We start from the raw sequence: 19,267 nt of genomic DNA on the forward strand, positions 1-19,267 counted from the left end.
TTCTTCACCAGCCACGCCTGGGAGACCGAGGGCTTGGACTGCGACGGCCCATCCGGCGTCTTGACGCTGAGCGCGTTGGAGTAGTCGGACACGCCGGCCGAGTTGACCGCGCGGACCTTGTAGACGTAATCGGTGTTCGGCGACACCTGCGTGTCTGCGTACTCCACGACCCCCGCGGTGCTCGGGATCTCGGCGATCGTCTGGTTGTTGCGCAAGATCTCGTAGGCCGTGGCCCTGTCCGAGGCGTTCCACATCAGCTTGACCTGGCTGGCGGTGACGCCCATGTGGTGCAGGCCGCTGGGGGTGGACGGCTTCTCGATGGCTTCGCCGCCCTTGATGTTGAGGTCCGAGACGTTGTAGAAGGCCATCGAGGTGTCACCGATGTTCCACTTGGACAGAATGATGTGGTAACCGGTGCGGTCCGCGGGAAGCTTGATCTGGTGCAGGCCCGTCACGGGCATTGCGTTGTTGCCGTTAACCGTCGTCAGCGGTGCGCGCTCGAAGGAGTCGCGGGTCAACGGCTTGTTCGGGTCCCAGCCGTTCTTGGTGATGAAGTATTCAAAGTTCTTGGTGCTGTGCGGCGCCGCGAAGCACCAGCCGGCGGTAACGGTCTGCCCCTGCTGGAACTCCTGCTTCTCCCACAGCGTCGGCGTCTGTTCGTTCAGACGGTGGGCTACACCCGCGCTCCAACCGCCGGAGGGGATCTTGCCGTCCAGCTTTCCGTCGTCCCACGATGCCGGGCCCTCGAGCGACTGCGGCTCGTACAGGGCCTGACCGACCAGCCCGTTCTGGATGTTCTTCGGCATGATCTGGCGCCCCTTGAGGTCTCCGCCAGACGTGCTGCCTGCGGCGCAAGCCTGCCCGCTGGTCCCGTACCGGCTGTCCGGGGAGACAAGGCCGTGCGCAAAGGCGCTCGTCGAACTCAGGAAAACAGACCCAACTGTGGCGGCAACCACGGTTGCGCCGATCATGGCACGCTTGGTGTTCATTTCTCGCCCCTCAACGGAAGTGGATGTCATAAGTCGGAGAATCTCCCCGCGACACCACCCAAGGTAGAAACCCGATGGAGGCTTCCTTGTGAGCCAAACAGGAACTCACCAAGCACCAAAGTGCACAGTCGATGACTACGATCGAACACACCCGAAAGTTGACTCCGGCCGGCTGTTCACGCGGCTCACAGCGATCGGCCGACCCGAAGGTCGACCGATCCGCGCCTCGAAGCCAACACCCAGGACAGCGCTACAGGGTGGCTTTTCCTCTGTCCCTGCCGGCCTCGCCCACCAGGCCTGCCTCATACGCCAGGATCGCCGCCTGGGTACGGTTGTCGAGGTTCAACTTGGCCAGTGCGCGCGAGACATACGTCTTGACGCTGGCCGCCGACAGACACAGGCGCTGAGCGATTTCGGCGTTGGTCAAGCCTTCCCCCACCAGGGCCAGCACGCGCCGCTCTCCGTCGCTCAACTCCTCCAACTTGGCACGGCACGCCAGGAGGTCGGAGGGAATACGCGGGGCCGCTCGGCGCAGCAGTGTGTCCAGTACTCCGGATGACACGGAGCGGCCCCCGGCCAGCGCGTTGTGCATCCCCGCCAGCAGTTCCTGCGGTTTGAAATCCTTCAGGAGGAAGCCGCACGCACCGGCCTCAAAAGCGTCGATGACCTTGTCATCCACGTTGTATGTGGTGAGAACCACGATCTTCGGTGCCGGGTCGAGCATGGACAGTCGCCGGGTGCCTCCGACACCGTCGACGTGCGGCATACGGAGGTCCATCAGAACGAGATCGGGCTGATGGGACCGGCACTGCGAGACGGCTTCGGCACCGTCCGAGGCCTCGGCGACCACTTCGAATTCGTCGAACGACTCGACGAGCGCCCGCAGCCCGGAGCGGATGATGGCCTGGTCGTCAACGATCATGACACGGGTACGCTCGGTCGGGTTCGTTCCCATTCCTTTTTCCATTCCTGTACGGCCGGGACCTCTTCGGTCTCGTCCTGGTCATTGGTGGCAGGGAGATCCTGCGGGGCAGGGCAGAGGACACGCAGCGCGAAGCCGCCGTCCCCCATGGGCCCCGCCTTCAATACGCCCCCGAGCCGGTGGGTCTCTGCCCGGAGGCCATCGAGGCCCACGTGCCCGGAGGGCACCGGGATCCGCGGTCCGACAGGGGCGGAGTTGACGATGTCCAGTGCGACATGGCCAGGCTTGAAGTCCAAGATCATCCGGACCGGTGCGCCCGTGCTGTGCTTCGTGGCGTTGGTCAGGCCTTCACGCCCCACCCGGTAGAGCAGGCGCTCGACAGGGAGCGGCAGTTCCCGCACTTCCCCGCAGACCTGGTAGTCGAAGTCCATTCCGACCGCGGCCATCTTGCCGCTCAGTCCACGCATGAAGTCCGCGTAACGAGTGCCAGGGCCCAACTCTCGGTAGCAGGAGTCGGTTTCGCTCAGAACAGCGAGGATCTTGCGCAGCTCGCGACCAATCTCCTGAGCCGTGTCCTGCAGTACGACACAGGTTTGGCGAGCCGACTCGGGCAGTCCTGCCGTCCGTTCCAGCACGCCGGCCTGCAAGGTGAGCAAGGTGGCGTGGTGGCCGAGATTGTCGTGCACCTCGAAAGCGATGCGCGTACGTTCCTCCAGAATGGCCTGCTGTCCGGCCTGCTCCACCGCTCCGGCCAGACCTTTCACTCGCTCCCGCAGAGCGGTCTGCAGGACACGCTGGCGCCGGATGAGTTCGCCGGCGCCCGCGGGAAGGACGAAGTCGGTGAGAAGCATCCTCTCGAATCCGACGGCGGAGAGTGATGAATCATTCACGAAGAGGTGAAAAGTCAGGCAGCTCACCCCGATCACGCCCAACGCCTGCCAGCGGAATTTTTGCCCGTAGAGAGCCACGGCGTAGCTGGCGAAGGCCAGAGCCAGGCTGTCGGCCGTTATGAATGTCCCGAGAACCGCGACAAAACCCACCGTGATGGGGTGGCTACGGCGAGCCAGAAAGGTCGCCGCCATGGCCAGCACAAAGATCAAGGTGATCCAGTAACCAGTCCCTGACCCCCAACCGGTTATGGGATCCAGCTCACGGATGGACAGTCCAGCGAGGAAGAGCACTACCAGAACGTCGATCAGACGCCCCCGCTCACGCGATGACTCTGCCATGGCAACTGCTCCTCGAAGACTGCGGATGACGGACTCGAAACGCCGCAAGGAGTTCCAGCCTCACACGCGTCAGGGGCCCTCAGGCGCATCCTCAGTCAGCGCGATGCATAACTTTTCTCCCGCTCCGGCCACACGGAACTGTGGTATTGGGTGATCGTCTGGGGCGCTTCCCCCCGCTGCTCGTCGCCGCGGCGTGGCGCATGCCCCAGAAGAACCAGCGCTCCGGCCACGATGACGACGTTCTTGAGGATGTACTGGCCCTCCATCGTGCCTACGCCGACAGCGCTCCAGGTCAGATCCGGGAAGAGGACGAGCGGCGCGACCGTGCCCGCCATGTGCGCCAGCAGTACCACGACGGTCGCCCGAGGCAGCCATCCGATGATCAACGAGATTCCGACGGCCAGCTCGAGGACGGCCACGGTGATGCGGGCCATATCGCCGGTGACGAGCCCGAACGTGAGCTTTTCTGTGGTCATCACCACCAGTGGCTCCGCCGGACTCAAGCCCGCGAACAGCTTCGGCCACCCGAACCAGATGAAGACGGCTCCCAGCGCGATGCGAAGCGCCGCCACCCCTATGCGCGCGGCGACTCTCTCCACCGCGAACTTCCCGCCCGTCCCGCTGCGCATCGCTCGCCCCTTCAGCTCCTTGGACACTCCGCTCTTCATAGTTGCCCACCGAAGCCTAGGAAGAGGACTTGCCCGCCTTGCCGGTCAAAAGAAGACAAGGAAGTGCCCGAATGACGACAACGGTCAATCCCCCCTGTGGGTATGGCGAGTCAGCTTACGGCCGTGCCACTGCCATCCATCAGGCTCTGCGGTCGATGACAGGCGAGTCGGAGTCCGTTCCATGGGACTTCCACCCTTGGCCGTTGGGCGCATGCCTGATGGGATACACGGCCATGACCGGTTCCGCATGAACCGCGCCCTCGCGGCAGTCCCGGCCGCCGCGGGGCGGGCAGGGACGGGTGCCGTTCGCCGAAGCTGACGTGCCGTCGGTGCCGGGCCAGGAGTGGTCCTTCGTCCTCGACGGTCAACTTTCACCCTCTGAATCCCCAGCCCCCGCTGTCGCAGGCTTGGGGAAACAGCGACGACGCTCAGCGCGAGCAACCGCGCCTCGGAGTCCTCCACATCCCGAAGCAGTCCCGCTGTCCGGGAAGGACAGGCCACCGGCTGTAGTGGCCCATCCCTTCCGGGCAATCGGGCTTTGCCACGCCATCCGCAGCGTCGCGGAACCCCACGACCGAAGGAACGCCTCTTGTCGTCCCATCGCAAGCCTCGCACCAGCCGGTTCCGGCCCCGCGCCGTGTCCGTGGCCCTCACCACGGTCGCCTCCCCCCTCGTCGCGACCGCCTTCACCTCACCCGCATCCGCGGCATCGATCTCCACCTGGGACAAGGTCGCGCAATGCGAGTCCAGCGGTAATTGGCAGATCAACACCGGCAACGGGTACTACGGCGGCGTCCAGTTCTCGCAAAGCACCTGGGAGGCCCACGGCGGGACCCAGTTCGCGGCCCGCGCCGACCTGGCGTCCAAGGATCAGCAGATAGCCGTCGCGGAGAAGGTCCTCGCCGAACAGGGGCCTAACGCCTGGCCCACATGTTCGTCGCAGGCCGGCCTCACCCAGGGCGGGCCCGCGCCGCAGCTGCAGACGAGCGCCGCCGAGCCCACTTCCGACACCGAGCAGCGCCACACCGTCCAGCCCGGCGAAACCCTCGGCGGCATCGCCGCCGAGTGGGGTACCACGTGGCAGGAGGTGCACCAGCAGAACCAGAGCGCCATAGGCGACGATCCGCATCTGATCCATGCGGGCCAGGAACTCACGTACAGCGCCCCGCAGGCCCGGCCCGAATCGGATGCCCAGTCCGGCTGGACGCTTCCCGTGGACGGGGGCTATGTATCCGCCGAATACGGCAAGGCCGGCGCCTGGGCCGCGGGCCATCACACCGGGGTCGACTTCGCTGTGCCCACCGGTACCTCGGTCCGTTCCGCCGGGCCGGGCATTGTGATCGCCGCGGGCTGGGACGGTGCCTACGGCCAACGTGTCATCGTGCGGATGCCCGATGGCCACTACGCGCTCTACGCCCACCTGACCCAGTCCTCGGTCAGCATCGGTCAGGAGGTCTCCGGCGGTCAGCAGATCGGCCTGTCCGGGAACACCGGCAACTCCACCGGACCCCACCTCCATTTCGAGGTCCGTACCGCCAACAATTACGGAGCCCACGTCGATCCGCTCGCCTATCTGTCGAGCCATGGCGTGACCCGCTGATCACATTCCGCAAGAAAAGACACCGCGGTGGAGGAGGCTCATGCCTCGCCGCGGTGCTTTCTTGTCTCGGCCGTTGCCCGGGATCAACCTTCGGCTAGTGAATGACTGACGAACGACGCCGAATCAATACCTTTGACCGGCCAACACTGGAGTGAGCCGGCGTGACGCCGGCCATCGCCGGAACTTCGTGACTGACGCGGAGCCGCGCAACAGCAGTTCTCGCAGCCCCCATCCCGTCACGGAGAAGGAACCATGCTTTACGAACGTCTTCATCACCGCATATCGCGCACCCCGATGCGGTCCGTCCTGTGTGCCGGGGCCGTCGGTATCGGCGCCCTCACCCAGGCCCTCTGGCCCACACCGGCACACGGCAACCACTCCGGATTCCCGGACCCTGCCGCGGAGCGAACCCATCACGCGCCCCTGAGCACCAGCTCCGCCCCTGCGGACGCGCTCCCCACCCCGTACGAGATCCCGGCCGAGGCCTCGCAAGAGGCCCGAACCGCCATCCGCTGGGCGCTCGGCCAGGTGGGCACCCTTTACCAGTGGGGCGGCACGTGCACCGACCCGCATGGACCCGATCCGCAGAAGCGCTGCGACTGCTCGTCCCTGACTCAGCAGGCGTACGCCGCGGCCGGAGTGCCGTTGACCCGTACGACCTACACGCAGGTCGGTGAAGGGCACCCCGTTTCCGCCCAGGAACTCCAGCCCGGAGACCTGCTCTTCACCCGTGGAACTCCGCAAGTTCCCGAGCACGTCGGCCTGTTCGTCGGCAACGGTCTCGTCGTCCACGCCCCCGGGCGAGGCAAGACGGTGCGTGTCGACCCCGTTGCCACCTGGCAGCCGAACATCCTCACCGCGCGCCGCATCGTCAACTGACCGCACGCCGGACGACTGACAGCACGCCGTACGGGGGGCCGTCAGCGCTCGAGTCCGGACCGGTAGGCCAATCGCGCGGCCTGGACGCGGTTGTCGACTCCGAGTTTGGTCAGCAGACGGCTCACCTGCCCCTTGACCGTTCCCTCGGTGCTGTGAAGCTGTGCGCCGATGTCCGCGTTGGACAGCCCCCTGGCCACCAGCCGCAGAACGTCCACCTCTCGCGTGGTGAGTCCGGCCAGGGCGGCTTCCTCGGCGTTGGTGACACGGGGACCCTGATCAGCGAGGGTGTGCAGGATTCGACTCGTGACCGCAGGGTCCAGCATGGCGTTTCCCGCGGCGACTTGGCGGATCGCGCGCAACAGCTCTTCGGGCGGAGTGTCCTTGAGGAGGAACCCGCTCGCCCCGGCCCGTACCGCCTCATCGACGTAGTCGTCTTCGCCGAACATGGTCAGGACGATCACATGGGGCGGGATGCCCAGTGCGCGCAGCTCCCTGGTGGCGGTCAACCCGTCCATGCCGGGCATGCGGACATCCATCAGGACCACGTCCGGGCTGCAGCGCCGCGCGGCGTCGACCGCACTGTGGCCATTCCATGCCTCGGCGATCACGTAAAGATCACCACTGGAGTCGATGACGTCGGTCAGCCCCCGGCGCACGATCTCACTGTCGTCGACGACCAGTACGTTCGTCACGCTCGCCAATACGCTCGACGTCATCGGGTTCTCCATCTGTTCTCTACTGGCCGAAGTGGCCGTTGTTGTCAGTCTCCGCGTCGGAGATCAACGGGGCGGGCGCGTGGGGGATCATCACGTTCACCGCGAACCCGTCGCCGCTCCGCCCATGGGACAAGGTGCCGCCGACCAGTTGGACTCGCTCACTGAGTCCGACCAGGCCGTTGCGTCCACTCGGCAGGTCCGACGGGGAAGGCCGGGTGGACGCGCCATTGACGACCGTCAGATGCACACCGTCGATGCCGCAGTCGACCTCGACCCGGACCGGTGCACCGGGCGCGTGTTTGGCCACGTTGGTCAGTGATTCCTGCACCACTCGATACAGGGCACGCTGGACAGGCGGGCGCAGGGCCTCGGGATAGCCGTTGACGCGCAGCTGCGCCGGATGACCCATCTGGCACGCCGACTCGACGAGTTGGGGTAGCTGTGTCGCGTCGGGTTGGGGGGCCCTGGTCGGCCGCTGCCCACCCCGTCCTGGAGTCAGGACACCGAGGATCTCCCGAAGTTCCTCCAGTGCCTGACGGCCCTCGCTCTCGATCAACTGGGCGGCATCGGTCCTTCGCCGGCCAGGCGCAGCGTTCATCCTGAGGGCGGCCGCAGTAAGGACCATGTTGCCCACGCGGTGAGCCACGACATCGTGCATTTCGCGTGCGATCCGCTCGCGTTCCTCGATACGGGCGCGCTCCACCCGCAAATCCTGTTCACGAGCCAATCCGTCGAGTTCGGCCTGTGCGCGGAGGGTCAGGTCACGGCGGCTGGCGACAGCGTCGCCCACGATCAGGGGTGAGAGTATGAGGGTCAGGACATAGCCTGCTTCCCACAGTGCGGCGTCCGACCCACTGGTGTAGATCAGAGACAGCATTCCCGCCGAGACGGCGATGACCGCGCAGGCAGCAAGGCCCCGCAGGCGACGACGGACGTTCCCGACCGTGAAGATCGCGACAGCGACCGCCGCCGGTGTGAAGGCGATCACGTAACCGGCCAGCGCGATCGCGGCCACAGCCAACGGGTAGCGGCGGCGCCACCATACCGAGACACCGACCGCTCCGGATACTGCTGCGATCGCCCACATCGGGGCGCCGGTCAGCATGGCGTTGTACGAGGGCTCAAGCCAGCCGTCGGCAACGCAGAGCGTTACGACCAGCACCGTGATCACCGCGTCGACGACGCGCGGCGGCATTCCCTGAATGTACTTCCGCACGGTTCCAACGGTCATGGAAGCCGATGCCCGGTAGAAGGCGGACGAGCCCTCACGCGATGCGGGTGCGCCGTGCCGCATGCGGCCGGTCCTGTGCGGGAGCCGACTGGAGATGGCCTGGAGGGGCGTCCCACCCTGGAGGGCCGTCGCACCCTGGCGACAGGAACCATGCACTGGCCACCTCGCATTCCACACGTTTAAGGATCACGTTCAAGCTGATCTCGCACGGCGCTGTGCAGGGGGCCCAACAGATCCGGCCACTAGTCAGAGTAGGAGGGCGGCCCCTGGACCACAATGTGCACTTCGCACCGAAAGGATGCTAAGTCCGGTTCGCGGCATACACTGAACTACTAAACCCCGAGCCCAGGAGGCCCAAGCTCCAGGACGTCGCCCCGCTAGGAAGTGTTCGACTTGCCCATTTCGCTGAGGACCCTCCTGCAGGACCGTTCACTGGGCCTGCGCCTGCTGGTCGAGGGGGACGACGATCCCCGCCCGGTCCGCTGGGTGCACTCGAGCGACGTCGACGACCCCACCCCCTTCCTGGAACCGGGTGTGGTGCTGCTGACCACTTGGCTGGTCACCCTGGATGCCGCGGCCACCGATGCCTACGTACGACGGCTCCGTGAGGCACAGGTGACCGCTCTGGGCTTCGGCTACGACTCGACGGGGCGGCTCGACAGCTGTCCACCGGAACTGATCTCAGCCGCGAGACGCCATGGACTGCCACTCTTCGAGGTACCGGTGGAGACGCCTTTCATCGCTGTCATGCGGGTGGCCGCCGCAGCCGCGACGGCCTCGGAGTACGCCCAGGCGACAGCCGTCCACCGAGCCGCTCAGGACCTGACCCGAGCCGCGGCCGTGGGCCACGTCCCCGTGCTTCTGCGGCTCTCCCATTCCCTCCAGGGCTGGGCCGCCTTGATCGACTCGCAGGGTGACGTGGTCCATGCCGCACCGGAATCAGCCGGGCCGCTCGTCGCCCCGCTGTCAGCCGATCTTGAAAGGCTCCGCGAGAACGGGCCGCGCAGTTCTGTATCCGTCACGGTCGGCGGGGAACACATCGTGCTCTACCCCCTCGGCCTGGATCAGGCACGCGGCTTTCTCGTGGCGGGGCGCCGGGCTCCATGGGATCCACCCGCGCTGTCACTGGTGGACACCGCCGTGTCCGTGCTCACGATCCGGCTGTCGCGCGACCGCAGTCAGCGCCTGGCCGAGCGGCAGGCCTACAGCGCGACACTCGATCTGCTCCTCGCGGGTCACGACGAGGACGCTCAGCGCATCATGACGCACCTCACATCGCGTCTGCCGTCCTCGCCGCTCCGCCTCCATCTGCTGCGAGCACCGGCCGGCGCCGATGAGGAACTGGAACGTGCCTGCGCACTGGCCGCAGCACGTGGTCGCGAAGGCCATCTCGCAGCCGAACGCGACGGGGCCTTGGCCGTCCTGGCTCAGTGCGACGGCCAGCTGGAGACCGAACTGCCCAAGGTCGCCGCCCGCCTCAAGGCCTTGCTGGGCAGTTCAGCGCCACACGACCGCAGTGAACTTCGGCGTGCGCTGTCCGAGGCTCAGGCCGCATTGGACAGTGCCCGTGCTCCGGACCGCACGATCGTGAACTACGAGACCGTCTCTCGCGGCCGCATCCTTGATCTGCTCGAACACGATCTCGTCATGGAATGGGCACGCAGCGTGCTGCAACCGGTGCTCGCACAGGGCCCGCAAGCACTGGCCGCCCTCAGTGCGTTCCTTCGGCACGGAGGAGTGCTTCAGGAGGCCGCGGCCGAACTGGATGTGCACCGCAATACCCTGCGCAATCGCCTGCAGCGTCTGCAAAAGGGCCTCGAACACGACCTGAGTTCACCGTCGGACTGCGCCGAGCTGCTGCTTGCCGTCCAGGCCTGGATCAACGCCAAGCCTGAACGATGACCGCAGCGGTATCAGCGGCCGAACACGGGTGAACCCTGACCACCCCCCATCACTCACACATATGGCCCATGTCACAGATATGTCGCGTCACATGGGCGGCAAAGCTTCCTCCTCTTTTGGCGAAGACGCTGGCCATGCCGGCCGGACATTCCGATCGGCCGAGGCATCAGCACGATGTGAGCGAGGAAGTCATGGGTAACCACAGCGATCGGCAGCCGACCGGCGGCGCAGCCGTAGTGCTGGGCACCAGGCCTGAGATCATCAAGCTGGCCAGCGTCATCCACGAGCTCGGCGAAGACGCCTGGATGATCCACACCGGGCAGCACTACGATCCCATGCTCAGCGACGTCTTCTTCGAAAGCCTTGGCCTCCCCACCCCGGCATACAAGCTGACGGACGTCGGCGGAACCACGCGCCCCCAGCAGTTCGCGCGCATGCTGCAGCACCTGGACCGGATCTTCACTGAGCGCCAGCCCGAGGTGGTCATCGTCCAGGGTGACACCAACAGCGTTTCCGCCGGCGCCCAGGCAGCCAACTACCACGGCATCCCCGTCGTCCACGTAGAGGCAGGACTGCGCTCCTACGACCGCGCCATGCCCGAGGAGATCAACCGCCAGGTCGTCGCCGCCCTGGCCGACGTCCACTGCGCCCCTACTCAGGTCAGCGCCCGCAACCTCCGCGCCTCAGGCGTCCCCGACGAGGCCATCCACGTCACCGGCAACACCGTCGTCGAGGCGACTCTGCGGGCCCTGCCCGACGCCACGGCGATCACATCCCTGCTCGACCGGTTCGGCCTCACCGACGACTCCTATGTCCTCGCCACCATCCACCGGCCCAGCAATACGGACGATCCTCAGCGGCTCAAGGCCATTCTGGAGGAACTCGCGCACCTGGAGCTGCCGGTACTGCTTCCCCTGCACCCCCGTACGGCAGGACGCATCAGGGATTTCGGACTCACCGAAATCCTCGGCGACCTCATCGTGTGCCCGCCGCTGGATTACACGGACTTCCTCGGGTTGGCCAGCCGCTCCCGCCTGATCGTCTCCGACTCCGGTGGCATCCAGGAAGAATGCACGGTCATCAAGCGCCCGGTCATTGTCCTGCGCGACAACACTGAACGCCCCGAGGCGATCGAGACCGGTTTCGCTCGCCTTGCCACACCCGGCATCGGTATGCGCAATGCCATCGCTGCGTTGCTGCGAGACGAGACCCTGCACCGGAATCTCCGACACCGCCCCTCTCCTTTCGGCGACGGAAACGCCAGCATCCGAATTGCCCGACTCGCACGCAATTACATGCGCGTTCAGGCGGAAAGCACACCGCAAGCAGCCTGAGCAAAAAGCCCCTGTAAGGAATCCAAAAGTCGATTTTACTCCACGATGACTCCTGTACGCGACCGCACCAAAACGACGGCCACCGAGGTGACACGCTTCGGTCTGGTCGGCGTTGCCGCGACCGCCGCCAATTTGGGCCTCTTCGCGGTACTGACCCAGGTGTGGCATGTGTGGGGGCCGCTGGCCTCAGCGGTTTCAGTCGCGGTGTCGACGCTGGTGGCGTACCTTGGCAACCGTCGATGGACTTACCGGCACAGCCGCGGAGTACTCTCCGAGCGCCGTGCGCTGTGGCGCTTCATTGTCGCGAGCGCAGCTGGGTTGCTCATCGAGTCCGCTGCCGTTGCCGTCGTCCCTTCGGCCATCGGCTCATACGGGCCCGGGGTTGATAACGCCGCCAAGGCGTTTGTCGGACTTCCGTTGGCAACACTGTTTCGTTTCTGGGCATTCCGCACCTGGGTTTTTCGTCCCGTCGCTGTCAGACCAGCCCCCGACAGTGCGTTGTCCTGACGCCGACTTCGCTGTCCTTCCCTTCTCTCCCAAGGCACTTCATGGTTCTGCGATCCGCACCTGCTGGCTCAGATAGCCCTCGTCTGCTCTCCGGCTGGGGCCGCACCGCACCGTCCCGCGCCGTCGTGGTACGCCCCGGCAGTCTCGATGCCGCCCGCGAGGCCGTGGCATCCGTGGGTTCACGTGGAGTCATCCCCCGCGGCCTGGGCCGAAGTTACGGCGACCCGGCACAGAACTGTGGAGGCACAGTTCTGGACACCACCGGCCTCAACCACATCGTGGAATTCGATGCGGAAAGTGGGCTGGCGGTGTGCGAGGCGGGGGTCAGCCTCGATCAACTCATCTCCCGAGGACTGTCTGCCGGATGGTTCGTTCCCGTTACTCCCGGAACCCGGCAAGTCACCGTGGGCGGAGCAATCGCAGCTGATGTCCACGGCAAGAACCACCATGAACTGGGCAGCTTCGGCCGCCACGTCAAGGCGCTGCGGCTGCTGACGGCAGACGGAACCGTGCGAGACGTGACGCCCCGGACGGAGCCGGAACTCTTCTGGGCCACCGTGGGTGGGATGGGCCTGACCGGGATGATCCTTTCGGCCACGGTGCAGCTCATCCCCGTCGAGAGTTCATTGGTGTCCGTCCGGACGGATCGGACCCCGGATCTCGATACCTGTATGGAGTTGATGGCCGATCTGGACGCGGAGTACCCGTACACCGTGGCCTGGCTGGACTGTCTCGCGCGAGGCAGGAACCTCGGCCGTTCCGTAGTCACCTGCGGCAGCTTCGCCTCCGTGGAAGAACTACCGGAGCGCAAGAGGCAGGCACCACTGCAATTCTCGCCGGGAAAGCCGATCACGGCACCCGATGTCTTCCCCCGCCAATTGCTGAACACCGCCACGGTGAAGGTTTTCAACGAGTTCTGGTATCGCAAGGCACCGCTGCACAAGACCGGGCAGCTGCAGAGCATCAGCACCTTCTTCCACCCACTCGACGCGCTGGCGGAATGGAATCGCGTATACGGGCATACGGGTATGCTGCAATATCAATTCGTGGTTCCATTCGAGCAGGCGGACGTCGTCCGAAGGGTATTGCAGCGGATCAGCTCCGCGGGAGTTCCGTCCTTCCTGACCGTGCTCAAGCGATTCGGCGCCGAGAGCCAGGGATACCTGTCGTTCCCGAAGCCGGGCTGGACCCTTGCCATGGACTTCCCGACCTGGATACCAGGGCTGAGCCGTCTCCTCGACGAGCTGGACGAGCAGGTCCTCGCGGCCGACGGACGCCTGTACCTCGCCAAGGACTCGCGGATGCGTCCCGAGCACCTGTCCGCCATGTACCCCCGACTCGATCGCTTCCGCGCCCTGCGAGCCGAAGTCGACCCCGAGGGGGTTTTCATGTCCGATCAAGCACGAAGGCTTGCCCTGTGAAGAACGCTTTCGACCAGCCTCAGTCCCTGCTCATCCTCGGGGGCGCATCCGACATCGCCTTGGCAGTGGCCCGGCGCATGGTGGCCGAGCGCACGCGCCGCGTCGTTCTGGCCGGCCGCCCCTCCCCCGCACTGTCAGCCGCAGCCAAGGACCTGCGGGCACAAGGCGCCGAGGTGGAGGAGATCGCGTTCGACGCGCTCCGACCGGAAACACACGAGCAAGTCATCGATGCCGCGTTCGAGCTCGGTGACATCGACGTCGTGCTCATGGCGTTCGGTGTTCTCGGTGACCAGGAGAACGACGAGCGGGTCCCCATGGAGGCGGTCCGCGTCGCTCAGGTCAACTATGTCGGAGCGGTCTCCGCCGCCCTGGTCAGTTCCAACGCGCTGCGTCGGCAGGGCCACGGACACCTCGTGGTCCTCTCGTCGGTCGCCGGCGAGCGGGCGCGCAAGGCGAACTTCATCTACGGGTCGACGAAGGCGGGGCTGGACGCTTTCGCACAGGGGCTCGGAGACAAACTCGCGAACGAAGACATCCACGTACTGGTGGTACGGCCCGGATTCGTCCAGACGAAGATGACCGCGGGGATGGCGAAAGCACCGATGGCCACAACCGCGGACGCGGTCGCGGCGGACATCCTCCAGGGGATCGCCAAACGCTCGGCCGTCGTGTGGTCACCGTCCAAGCTCCGCCCGGTCATGTCCGTGATACGGCACTTGCCGCGCCCGGTCTTCCGACGGCTCCCCTTGTAGGGAAGGCACTCGCCCTTGCAGGGGAGGCACTCGCGGGCCCTTGGAGGACGTGGACTACCGCGCCCCACCGAATACGAGCCGCTCTCGCGGCCTGACCACCACACCGAAGTGTCCGTCAGAACGGAACAAACTCAGCTCACGGTGGTTCGTCGGCGGAACCACTCGCCCCCCAGTAGTTCGCGCGCATGCGAATGGGCTGGCCCTTGAACAGACAATTCTGTTCAAGGGCCAGCCCCTACCGATCAGCGGGGAAGGTCGGGAAAGACAATCGGGCCGCTGGACGGGGGAGTCTGCTTCCGTCCCTTGTGCAGGAGCACTACGCCTCCTACAACGAACAAGGATGCCAGGGCGAACATCAGGCCAAGCGACGGAGCTCCCGTCGCGGCTAGTGCGCCACCGCCGGCCACACCGCCTCCGATCCCCCCTCCGATTCCCCCGCCAATACCACCTGGATACATCCTCGATCCATCCTTTCTCTCGCACTATGCCCGAAGAGGGACCTGCTGTTGTAGAGGAGCCGCCGGCCGAAGAGTCATGATGCGCTTCGGCGTGCCACCTGCTTGTCAGCCCGACCGCGGCGCTTTTCAGCCCGACCGCGGCGCCAAGGCCAAGGGACAAAGGTTGTCGGTGTGACCTGGTCGGGTGCCAGCTGGTCCGCGGTGCCGATCCGGTCGATCGCGCCGATGGCCGCTATGAGCAGCGGTACGAGCAGGAACGTGCTGTACACCACGAGGATCATGTGCTTGACGATGTCGTTCTGCCCGTCCGAGAGCAGCACCGCACCGAACTGCCCCATGGTGTTGAGGGACATCGTCACCAGTACCAGACCAATACCGCGCGGAGCCGCTCCCAGCCGCCGGTGGCAGGCGAGCCAAGCGCCGAGCCCCAGCGAGCCCAACCAGAGCCCGGGAAAGGCGATCCAGCGAATCGGCTTCAGCAGGGTAAAGGCCATGCCGCCCAGAATGAAGCGGTTGTCCTTTGCATAAGCGGGCTCGCCCGAGGACTCCAGATAGTTGCCGAGATATCCGGGCCGGGCTGCCGTCAGGGCTTCCAGGCCTTCGTCGGCAAGCTTGAGCGCCCGGACGGGGTGGGTGGCCCAGAACTTGATCACCTGCGCGTCGTCCACGGTCTCGATGAAGTGCTGGTAGTGCGGCGAGGAGACGGCCCCCGAGGAATCGATGATCGTCTTGCCACTGTACTGGGCCATGGACGGGTCGACGCCCAACGCCTCCAAATCCTTCTCGGGATCCGGGCTGTTGGGGAGGATCGTCAAAAACACCTGGTGAACGTGGTAGATCTCCTTCAGCCAAGCGGCCTGGGTTCCGGAGAACCACAGGGTTCCGACCGCGACCACCGCACACATCGCGCCGGCCGGCAGCCGGCGCAGCAGGCCGACGAAGACTCTCCGGGGCCCCCGGTGTCTGGTCGCAGCGTCGGCGCGGTGGGCGGGACGGTTTCTCGACTTGCGCCAGACGGCGCTGATCCACGGGAAGTGGACAGGCCGTATCAGCATCGCCGGCAGCACGCCGATCAGCAGGGTGACCGTCTGGGTCTTGGCGAAGATCGTCCACAGCGCTGCGGCTGTCACGAGCAGCAGGTCCACCATGGTGGTCTTGTTCCGTCGCAGCATGCGCAGCATCGCCGCCAGCAAGAACAGCATGCCGAGCAGGGCTGCCGGCTCGCTCAGCGGGGACACGAAGTACGGGGCGATCGCCGAGTCGACCGTGGCAAGGCCGATGGCGGACACCACGATCACCCGTACCCACACCTTGAGCGGCATGACGGCGGTGAGCAGCGCGATGGCCAGGCCGAACACCACTGCGCAGACCACGCCCAGGGCCCGCAGGTCCAATGCACCGGGCAGACCCAGTACGGGCGTGAGGTATTTTGCCCAAATCAGCAGCAGCCACTGGGTGCTCAGATAGGGCTTTCCGCTGCCACCGGAGCTACAGGCCTCTCCCTTGTAGTCATAGGCGTCGTAGGTGGGTGTGACCCAGGCCCACAACGGCTGTCCCTCAGGCAGGGGTTGACGAGTGACGTCCAGTTGGCACATGAGGCGGTGGCCGTCGAAGTTGTCAGCGAGGCCGACCGAGTTTCCCAGGAACAATCGGCCAAGCATGATCGAGCACCAGACGAGCCCCATGGTGCACGAGGTCACCAGCACACGGCGGCGGGGGTCGGTGAGGAAGGACATCACGGCCCGCAGAGCACCTGCGACGTGTTCCGCCCCCGTACGCCGGGTCACGATCTACTCCGATTCTTCGCAGCGTTACGCAGACTCTTGTCAAGCATGGCGCCATCCTTGGCCGGGCCGACCCAGCAATGCCCGACGCGGCTGCCCGCGCTCTGGGTCGACTCACCGGGTACCTCGACCACGACGCGGAGGTCCTTGCGCTTGTCGATGGGCTCTCCGATGTACCGGGAGATCTCCGGGGTGCACAGTTCCATCGCGACCTTGGTCATGAAGGCCCGTCCCTTCTTTATCTGGTCGGGGCCGAACAGGAGCCAGGGGTAGACGAGTTCCAGGGTGTGCGGCTCATTGCAGAAGACCTCCGAGGTGCCGTTGCGGCAGACACGCCAGGCAGAGGCGTCGCCCTCGGTGTAGATATTCTGCAGCGGACCGTCGAAGACCGGGAGATTGTTGTTCTTGTCCCGGCCTGCGATGACGTCGCAGCGCACTCGCCGATCTCCGTTCTGCCACTCCTCGGCACTGGGAAAGAAGCGGATCATGCCGAGACCGCGTACGGCATCGCGCTTGGTAACACCCAGGTACTTGTCGAACTTGTCGGCGGAGCAGATCTTCTCCCCCTCACGTTGCAGCAGGATGGAGCTGGGGCGCTCCTTCTCTTCCGCGAGCTTTCCTGTCAGCTTGACGACCTGGAAGGTTTCCGTGGTGTGCGGGCTTCCGCAGTCAACCGGATCCTTGGTGTCGCTGATAAAGGCAGCCGCGGTTTCGTCCGGCTGGCGGAGGTCATGGCAGGCGCCGACCGTCCAGTTGGTCAGCAGCGTGCCGGAACCGAGACCGGGAGGGCTGGAGAGCCATCCGGTGATGGCACCGAGCATGCCGAAGGCAGCGAGGGCGGTCACAGCCGCACCGGCCAGACCGCGCTTGAGCAGTTGAGAATTCATCAGGCGCTCTCCAGTGCGTTGGCGGTCTGCGGGGCCGATGCGTTGCGCTTTGTCTTGGCCCAACTTCCCTTGCCGGATATGAGTCGAGCGAAGGCTCGCCAGGCGACGACGTAGGTGGTCAGGGTGTACAGGGCGAGAGACAGCCCGTAGCCGAGGGCAGCCCGCCGGGTGGTTTGGGGCTCCGACCGCTTCCGGTATACGGGGCCCCAGATGGCAAATTCACCTATGCCGACGATGCCGTAGAGAACGATCAGGAATGCGCCACCGTTCTGGAGGAAGTCGGTCATGAATTCCGGGTAGACCGCGGCATGGTAGGCGAACACGGATATCGGCACGGCATAGACGAGCGAGCCGAGCACCTGCAGCCAGGGTTGGCACATGAAATAGAGGACCTCGACGAAGCCGGCGGTCTTGAAATGCGGTGAGCGCCACACCAGAGGAAGGTAACGAACACACTGCATTGAGCCCTGAGCCCAGCGAGTGCGCTGCGTCAGGAGCGGGCGCAGCTTCCACAACGCTTCCTGGTCGACCCAGGTGTCCACGGTGTAAGCCGTCTTCCAGCCGGACAGCAGCATGCGCAGCCCGAGCTCGAAGTCCTCGAGCAGCGCGTTGCCCCAGGGCTTTCCGGTGGAGGCCGCCAGTACCTCCAGTGCGGAGAAGCGGTTGAGCTGCCCGTTTCCGCCCACATTCACCGTTCCGGTGAGCCTCCGGGTGACCTGCATTGCCGAGATGGGCCCGCGGAATTCAAGGTCCTGCATACGAGCGAGCATGCGCGCGAACGCGTTGGCAACCGGCCCCTCGCCCGGGAACGGCTCCCGGACATCGCGGTTGAACATCCTGACCTCAGCCTGCACCGCGCCGATCTGCGGATCGCCGAACAGTCCGGGACCGGCGCAGACCTCGAGCATGTTGGGGGCGGGCCGTCCATCGGCGTCGACGATGCAGAGGATCGCCCGGCTCAGGTCTGCGTGGGGGCCCATCCACTCTCTGATCCGGCTGTACGCGTAGTTGAGTGCGTCCCCCTTGCCGGTACGAGCGTCGGGCAGTCGTCGCGCGACCAGGTGTACCTGGCCGGAACTGCCGGCCCAAGAGCTGATGATCGAGGCCGTGTTGTCGGTCGAGTGGTCGTCGACGACCCAGACGTGAGCACGCGGGAAGTGCCGCGTCAGATATTCCAGGGTGCCGTCGATGACCGCTTCCTCGTCACGGCATGGCACGACGAAGTGCCAGCTGAACTCGGAGGGGTCACCGGGGGCCTCGGGACGCACGCCACGGAAGTTCCTGATCAGGACAAGGACGTAGCACAGGAAGAGGACGCCCAGAAAGAAAGAGAGGGCGATGGAAACCTCGAGGGTGGTCCTAAGCATGGTGTCCTCCCAGGGAGTTGTCATTTCCCGGAGCCGGAGGTGACCCGGTGGAAGGGAGACCGTTCTTCCTGGACCGGCGGCCGACCATGATCCGCAGGTAGACGAAGAGAGCGATGCACGCGCCGACAATCATGATCACGGAACCGATGAACACGTGCGCCCACTCCAGTCCCGCTTTGCCGTGAGCTGTGTACAGAAACAAGATCACGCTCAACCGGACCATGTTGAACGCGTACAGGATCGCGGTGCCCACGGCACATGCGGCGAGCAGCCGGACGTACGTCCGGGACGCGGAGAGGAACAGGAATCCGGAGATCAGCCACAACGGGGCGACAAGCAGCGCAGTGCTGCAGGCGAGCGCGAGCTGGATACCCAGAAAGGTCATGCCGTCAGCGGTGAAGTGGAGGATCGGCCTGTCGGACAGCGCAACCACTCTCAGGTCCGACACCGACTCGACGAGCCACGCCGTGACGTGTGCCTCACTGATCCGGTACTCGGTGTTCAGCCATATCAGAGCGACAGCGCCGCCGATCAGTAGGACACCAGTCGCCCGGGACAGGGACTTGTACACCCGAGAGTGGCGCGAGGGCGGCGAAGCAGATGCTTCGCCGCCCTCGCGCC

17 protein-coding genes are annotated in these 19,267 nt (G+C 65.6%); 7 read left to right on the forward strand and 10 right to left on the reverse strand.

Annotated elements, in window-relative coordinates; translation table 11 throughout:
• From AOK16_RS13805 to AOK16_RS13820, 4 genes are all read right to left on the reverse strand, one after another.
• The coding region (locus tag AOK16_RS13805) for a lytic polysaccharide monooxygenase (protein WP_205627678.1) at positions 1–989 on the reverse strand (989 nt) is incomplete at its 3' end.
• Between the two features lie 250 nt (positions 990–1,239).
• The gene (locus tag AOK16_RS13810) at positions 1,240–1,911 is read right to left on the reverse strand and encodes a response regulator (RefSeq protein WP_055472568.1); all 672 of its coding nucleotides are present in this window, start codon (positions 1,909–1,911) and stop codon (positions 1,240–1,242) included.
• Positions 1,908–3,140, reverse strand: a complete 1,233-nt coding sequence (locus tag AOK16_RS13815) for a sensor histidine kinase (protein ID WP_055472569.1) — start codon at positions 3,138–3,140, stop codon at positions 1,908–1,910. Before AOK16_RS13815 ends, AOK16_RS13810 begins: the two co-directional genes overlap by 4 nt.
• A 95-nt stretch (positions 3,141–3,235) precedes the next feature.
• Entirely contained in the window at positions 3,236–3,796 is a 561-nt protein-coding gene (locus tag AOK16_RS13820) for a DoxX family protein (protein WP_157859208.1), read from the reverse strand.
• Between the two features lie 601 nt (positions 3,797–4,397).
• On the opposite strand from AOK16_RS13820, the gene AOK16_RS13825 reads away from it, so the two are divergent.
• Together AOK16_RS13825 and AOK16_RS13830 are read left to right on the forward strand one after the other, a co-directional pair.
• Positions 4,398–5,408, forward strand: coding sequence for a transglycosylase family protein (locus tag AOK16_RS13825; RefSeq protein ID WP_055472571.1), 1,011 nt, complete (start codon positions 4,398–4,400; stop codon positions 5,406–5,408).
• A gap of 252 nt (positions 5,409–5,660) precedes the next feature.
• On the forward strand, positions 5,661–6,287 hold the full coding sequence (locus AOK16_RS13830) for a C40 family peptidase (RefSeq protein ID WP_079101355.1): 627 nt from the start codon (positions 5,661–5,663) through the stop codon (positions 6,285–6,287).
• A gap of 41 nt (positions 6,288–6,328) precedes the next feature.
• Here AOK16_RS13830 and AOK16_RS13835 read toward each other — a convergent pair whose 3' ends face one another.
• Together AOK16_RS13835 and AOK16_RS13840 are read right to left on the reverse strand one after the other, a co-directional pair.
• The gene (locus AOK16_RS13835) at positions 6,329–7,003 is read right to left on the reverse strand and encodes a response regulator (protein WP_055472573.1); all 675 of its coding nucleotides are present in this window, start codon (positions 7,001–7,003) and stop codon (positions 6,329–6,331) included.
• A 19-nt stretch (positions 7,004–7,022) separates the two neighbouring features.
• A complete protein-coding gene (locus AOK16_RS13840) occupies positions 7,023–8,219 on the reverse strand; it encodes a sensor histidine kinase (RefSeq protein WP_157859209.1) in 1,197 nt (398 codons plus the stop codon).
• Between the two features lie 399 nt (positions 8,220–8,618).
• Here AOK16_RS13840 and AOK16_RS13845 point away from each other — a divergent pair, with 399 nt between their 5' ends.
• The 5 genes from AOK16_RS13845 to AOK16_RS13860 all read left to right on the forward strand — a co-directional run bounded on the left by AOK16_RS13845 (position 8,619) and on the right by AOK16_RS13860 (position 14,150).
• Positions 8,619–10,136, forward strand: a complete 1,518-nt coding sequence (locus AOK16_RS13845; protein WP_055472575.1) for a PucR family transcriptional regulator — start codon at positions 8,619–8,621, stop codon at positions 10,134–10,136.
• Between the two features lie 176 nt (positions 10,137–10,312).
• Positions 10,313–11,470: a non-hydrolyzing UDP-N-acetylglucosamine 2-epimerase gene (gene wecB / locus AOK16_RS13850; protein WP_240483556.1), complete on the forward strand. Its 1,158-nt coding sequence runs from the start codon at positions 10,313–10,315 to the stop codon at positions 11,468–11,470.
• A gap of 45 nt (positions 11,471–11,515) precedes the next feature.
• Positions 11,516–11,977 carry a GtrA family protein gene (locus tag AOK16_RS25580; protein WP_079101357.1) on the forward strand — a complete coding sequence of 154 codons (462 nt, stop codon included), beginning with the start codon at positions 11,516–11,518 and terminating at the stop codon, positions 11,975–11,977.
• Positions 11,978–12,018: 41 nt separating this feature from the next.
• Positions 12,019–13,398: a decaprenylphosphoryl-beta-D-ribose oxidase gene (locus AOK16_RS13855; protein ID WP_055472577.1), complete on the forward strand. Its 1,380-nt coding sequence runs from the start codon at positions 12,019–12,021 to the stop codon at positions 13,396–13,398.
• Positions 13,395–14,150: a decaprenylphospho-beta-D-erythro-pentofuranosid-2-ulose 2-reductase gene (locus tag AOK16_RS13860; RefSeq protein WP_055472578.1), complete on the forward strand. Its 756-nt coding sequence runs from the start codon at positions 13,395–13,397 to the stop codon at positions 14,148–14,150. Before AOK16_RS13855 ends, AOK16_RS13860 begins: the two co-directional genes overlap by 4 nt.
• A gap of 532 nt (positions 14,151–14,682) precedes the next feature.
• Here AOK16_RS13860 and wsfD read toward each other — a convergent pair.
• The 4 genes from wsfD to AOK16_RS13880 form a co-directional block, all read right to left on the reverse strand.
• The gene (wsfD, locus tag AOK16_RS13865; protein WP_055472579.1) at positions 14,683–16,344 is read right to left on the reverse strand and encodes a glycan biosynthesis hexose transferase WsfD; all 1,662 of its coding nucleotides are present in this window, start codon (positions 16,342–16,344) and stop codon (positions 14,683–14,685) included.
• 47 nt (positions 16,345–16,391) lie between these two features.
• Positions 16,392–17,279, reverse strand: coding sequence for a septum formation family protein (locus AOK16_RS13870; RefSeq protein ID WP_055472580.1), 888 nt, complete (start codon positions 17,277–17,279; stop codon positions 16,392–16,394).
• Complete coding sequence (locus AOK16_RS13875; protein ID WP_055472581.1) at positions 17,279–18,646, reverse strand: glycosyltransferase; 1,368 nt, start codon at positions 18,644–18,646, stop codon at positions 17,279–17,281. Before AOK16_RS13875 ends, AOK16_RS13870 begins: the two co-directional genes overlap by 1 nt.
• The coding region (locus AOK16_RS13880) for an exosortase/archaeosortase family protein (RefSeq protein ID WP_157859210.1) at positions 18,639–19,267 on the reverse strand (629 nt) is incomplete at its 5' end. The genes AOK16_RS13875 and AOK16_RS13880, both read right to left, overlap by 8 nt.

This window comes from Streptomyces pathocidini (assembly GCF_001418495.1).
GTDB lineage: Bacteria > Actinomycetota > Actinomycetes > Streptomycetales > Streptomycetaceae > Streptomyces > Streptomyces pathocidini.

Coding starts and splice junctions, on each gene's coding strand:
- AOK16_RS13810 (WP_055472568.1), bottom strand. CDS start 1,911: ATGATCGTTGACGACCAGGCCATCATCCGCTCCGGGCTGCGGGCGCTC.
- AOK16_RS13815 (WP_055472569.1), bottom strand. CDS start 3,140: ATGGCAGAGTCATCGCGTGAGCGGGGGCGTCTGATCGACGTTCTGGTA.
- AOK16_RS13830 (WP_079101355.1), top strand. CDS start 5,661: ATGCTTTACGAACGTCTTCATCACCGCATATCGCGCACCCCGATGCGG.
- AOK16_RS13835 (WP_055472573.1), bottom strand. CDS start 7,003: ATGACGTCGAGCGTATTGGCGAGCGTGACGAACGTACTGGTCGTCGAC.
- AOK16_RS25580 (WP_079101357.1), top strand. CDS start 11,516: ATGACTCCTGTACGCGACCGCACCAAAACGACGGCCACCGAGGTGACA.
- AOK16_RS13855 (WP_055472577.1), top strand. CDS start 12,019: ATGGTTCTGCGATCCGCACCTGCTGGCTCAGATAGCCCTCGTCTGCTC.
- wsfD (WP_055472579.1), bottom strand. CDS start 16,344: ATGTCCTTCCTCACCGACCCCCGCCGCCGTGTGCTGGTGACCTCGTGC.
- AOK16_RS13870 (WP_055472580.1), bottom strand. CDS start 17,279: ATGAATTCTCAACTGCTCAAGCGCGGTCTGGCCGGTGCGGCTGTGACC.
- AOK16_RS13875 (WP_055472581.1), bottom strand. CDS start 18,646: ATGCTTAGGACCACCCTCGAGGTTTCCATCGCCCTCTCTTTCTTTCTG.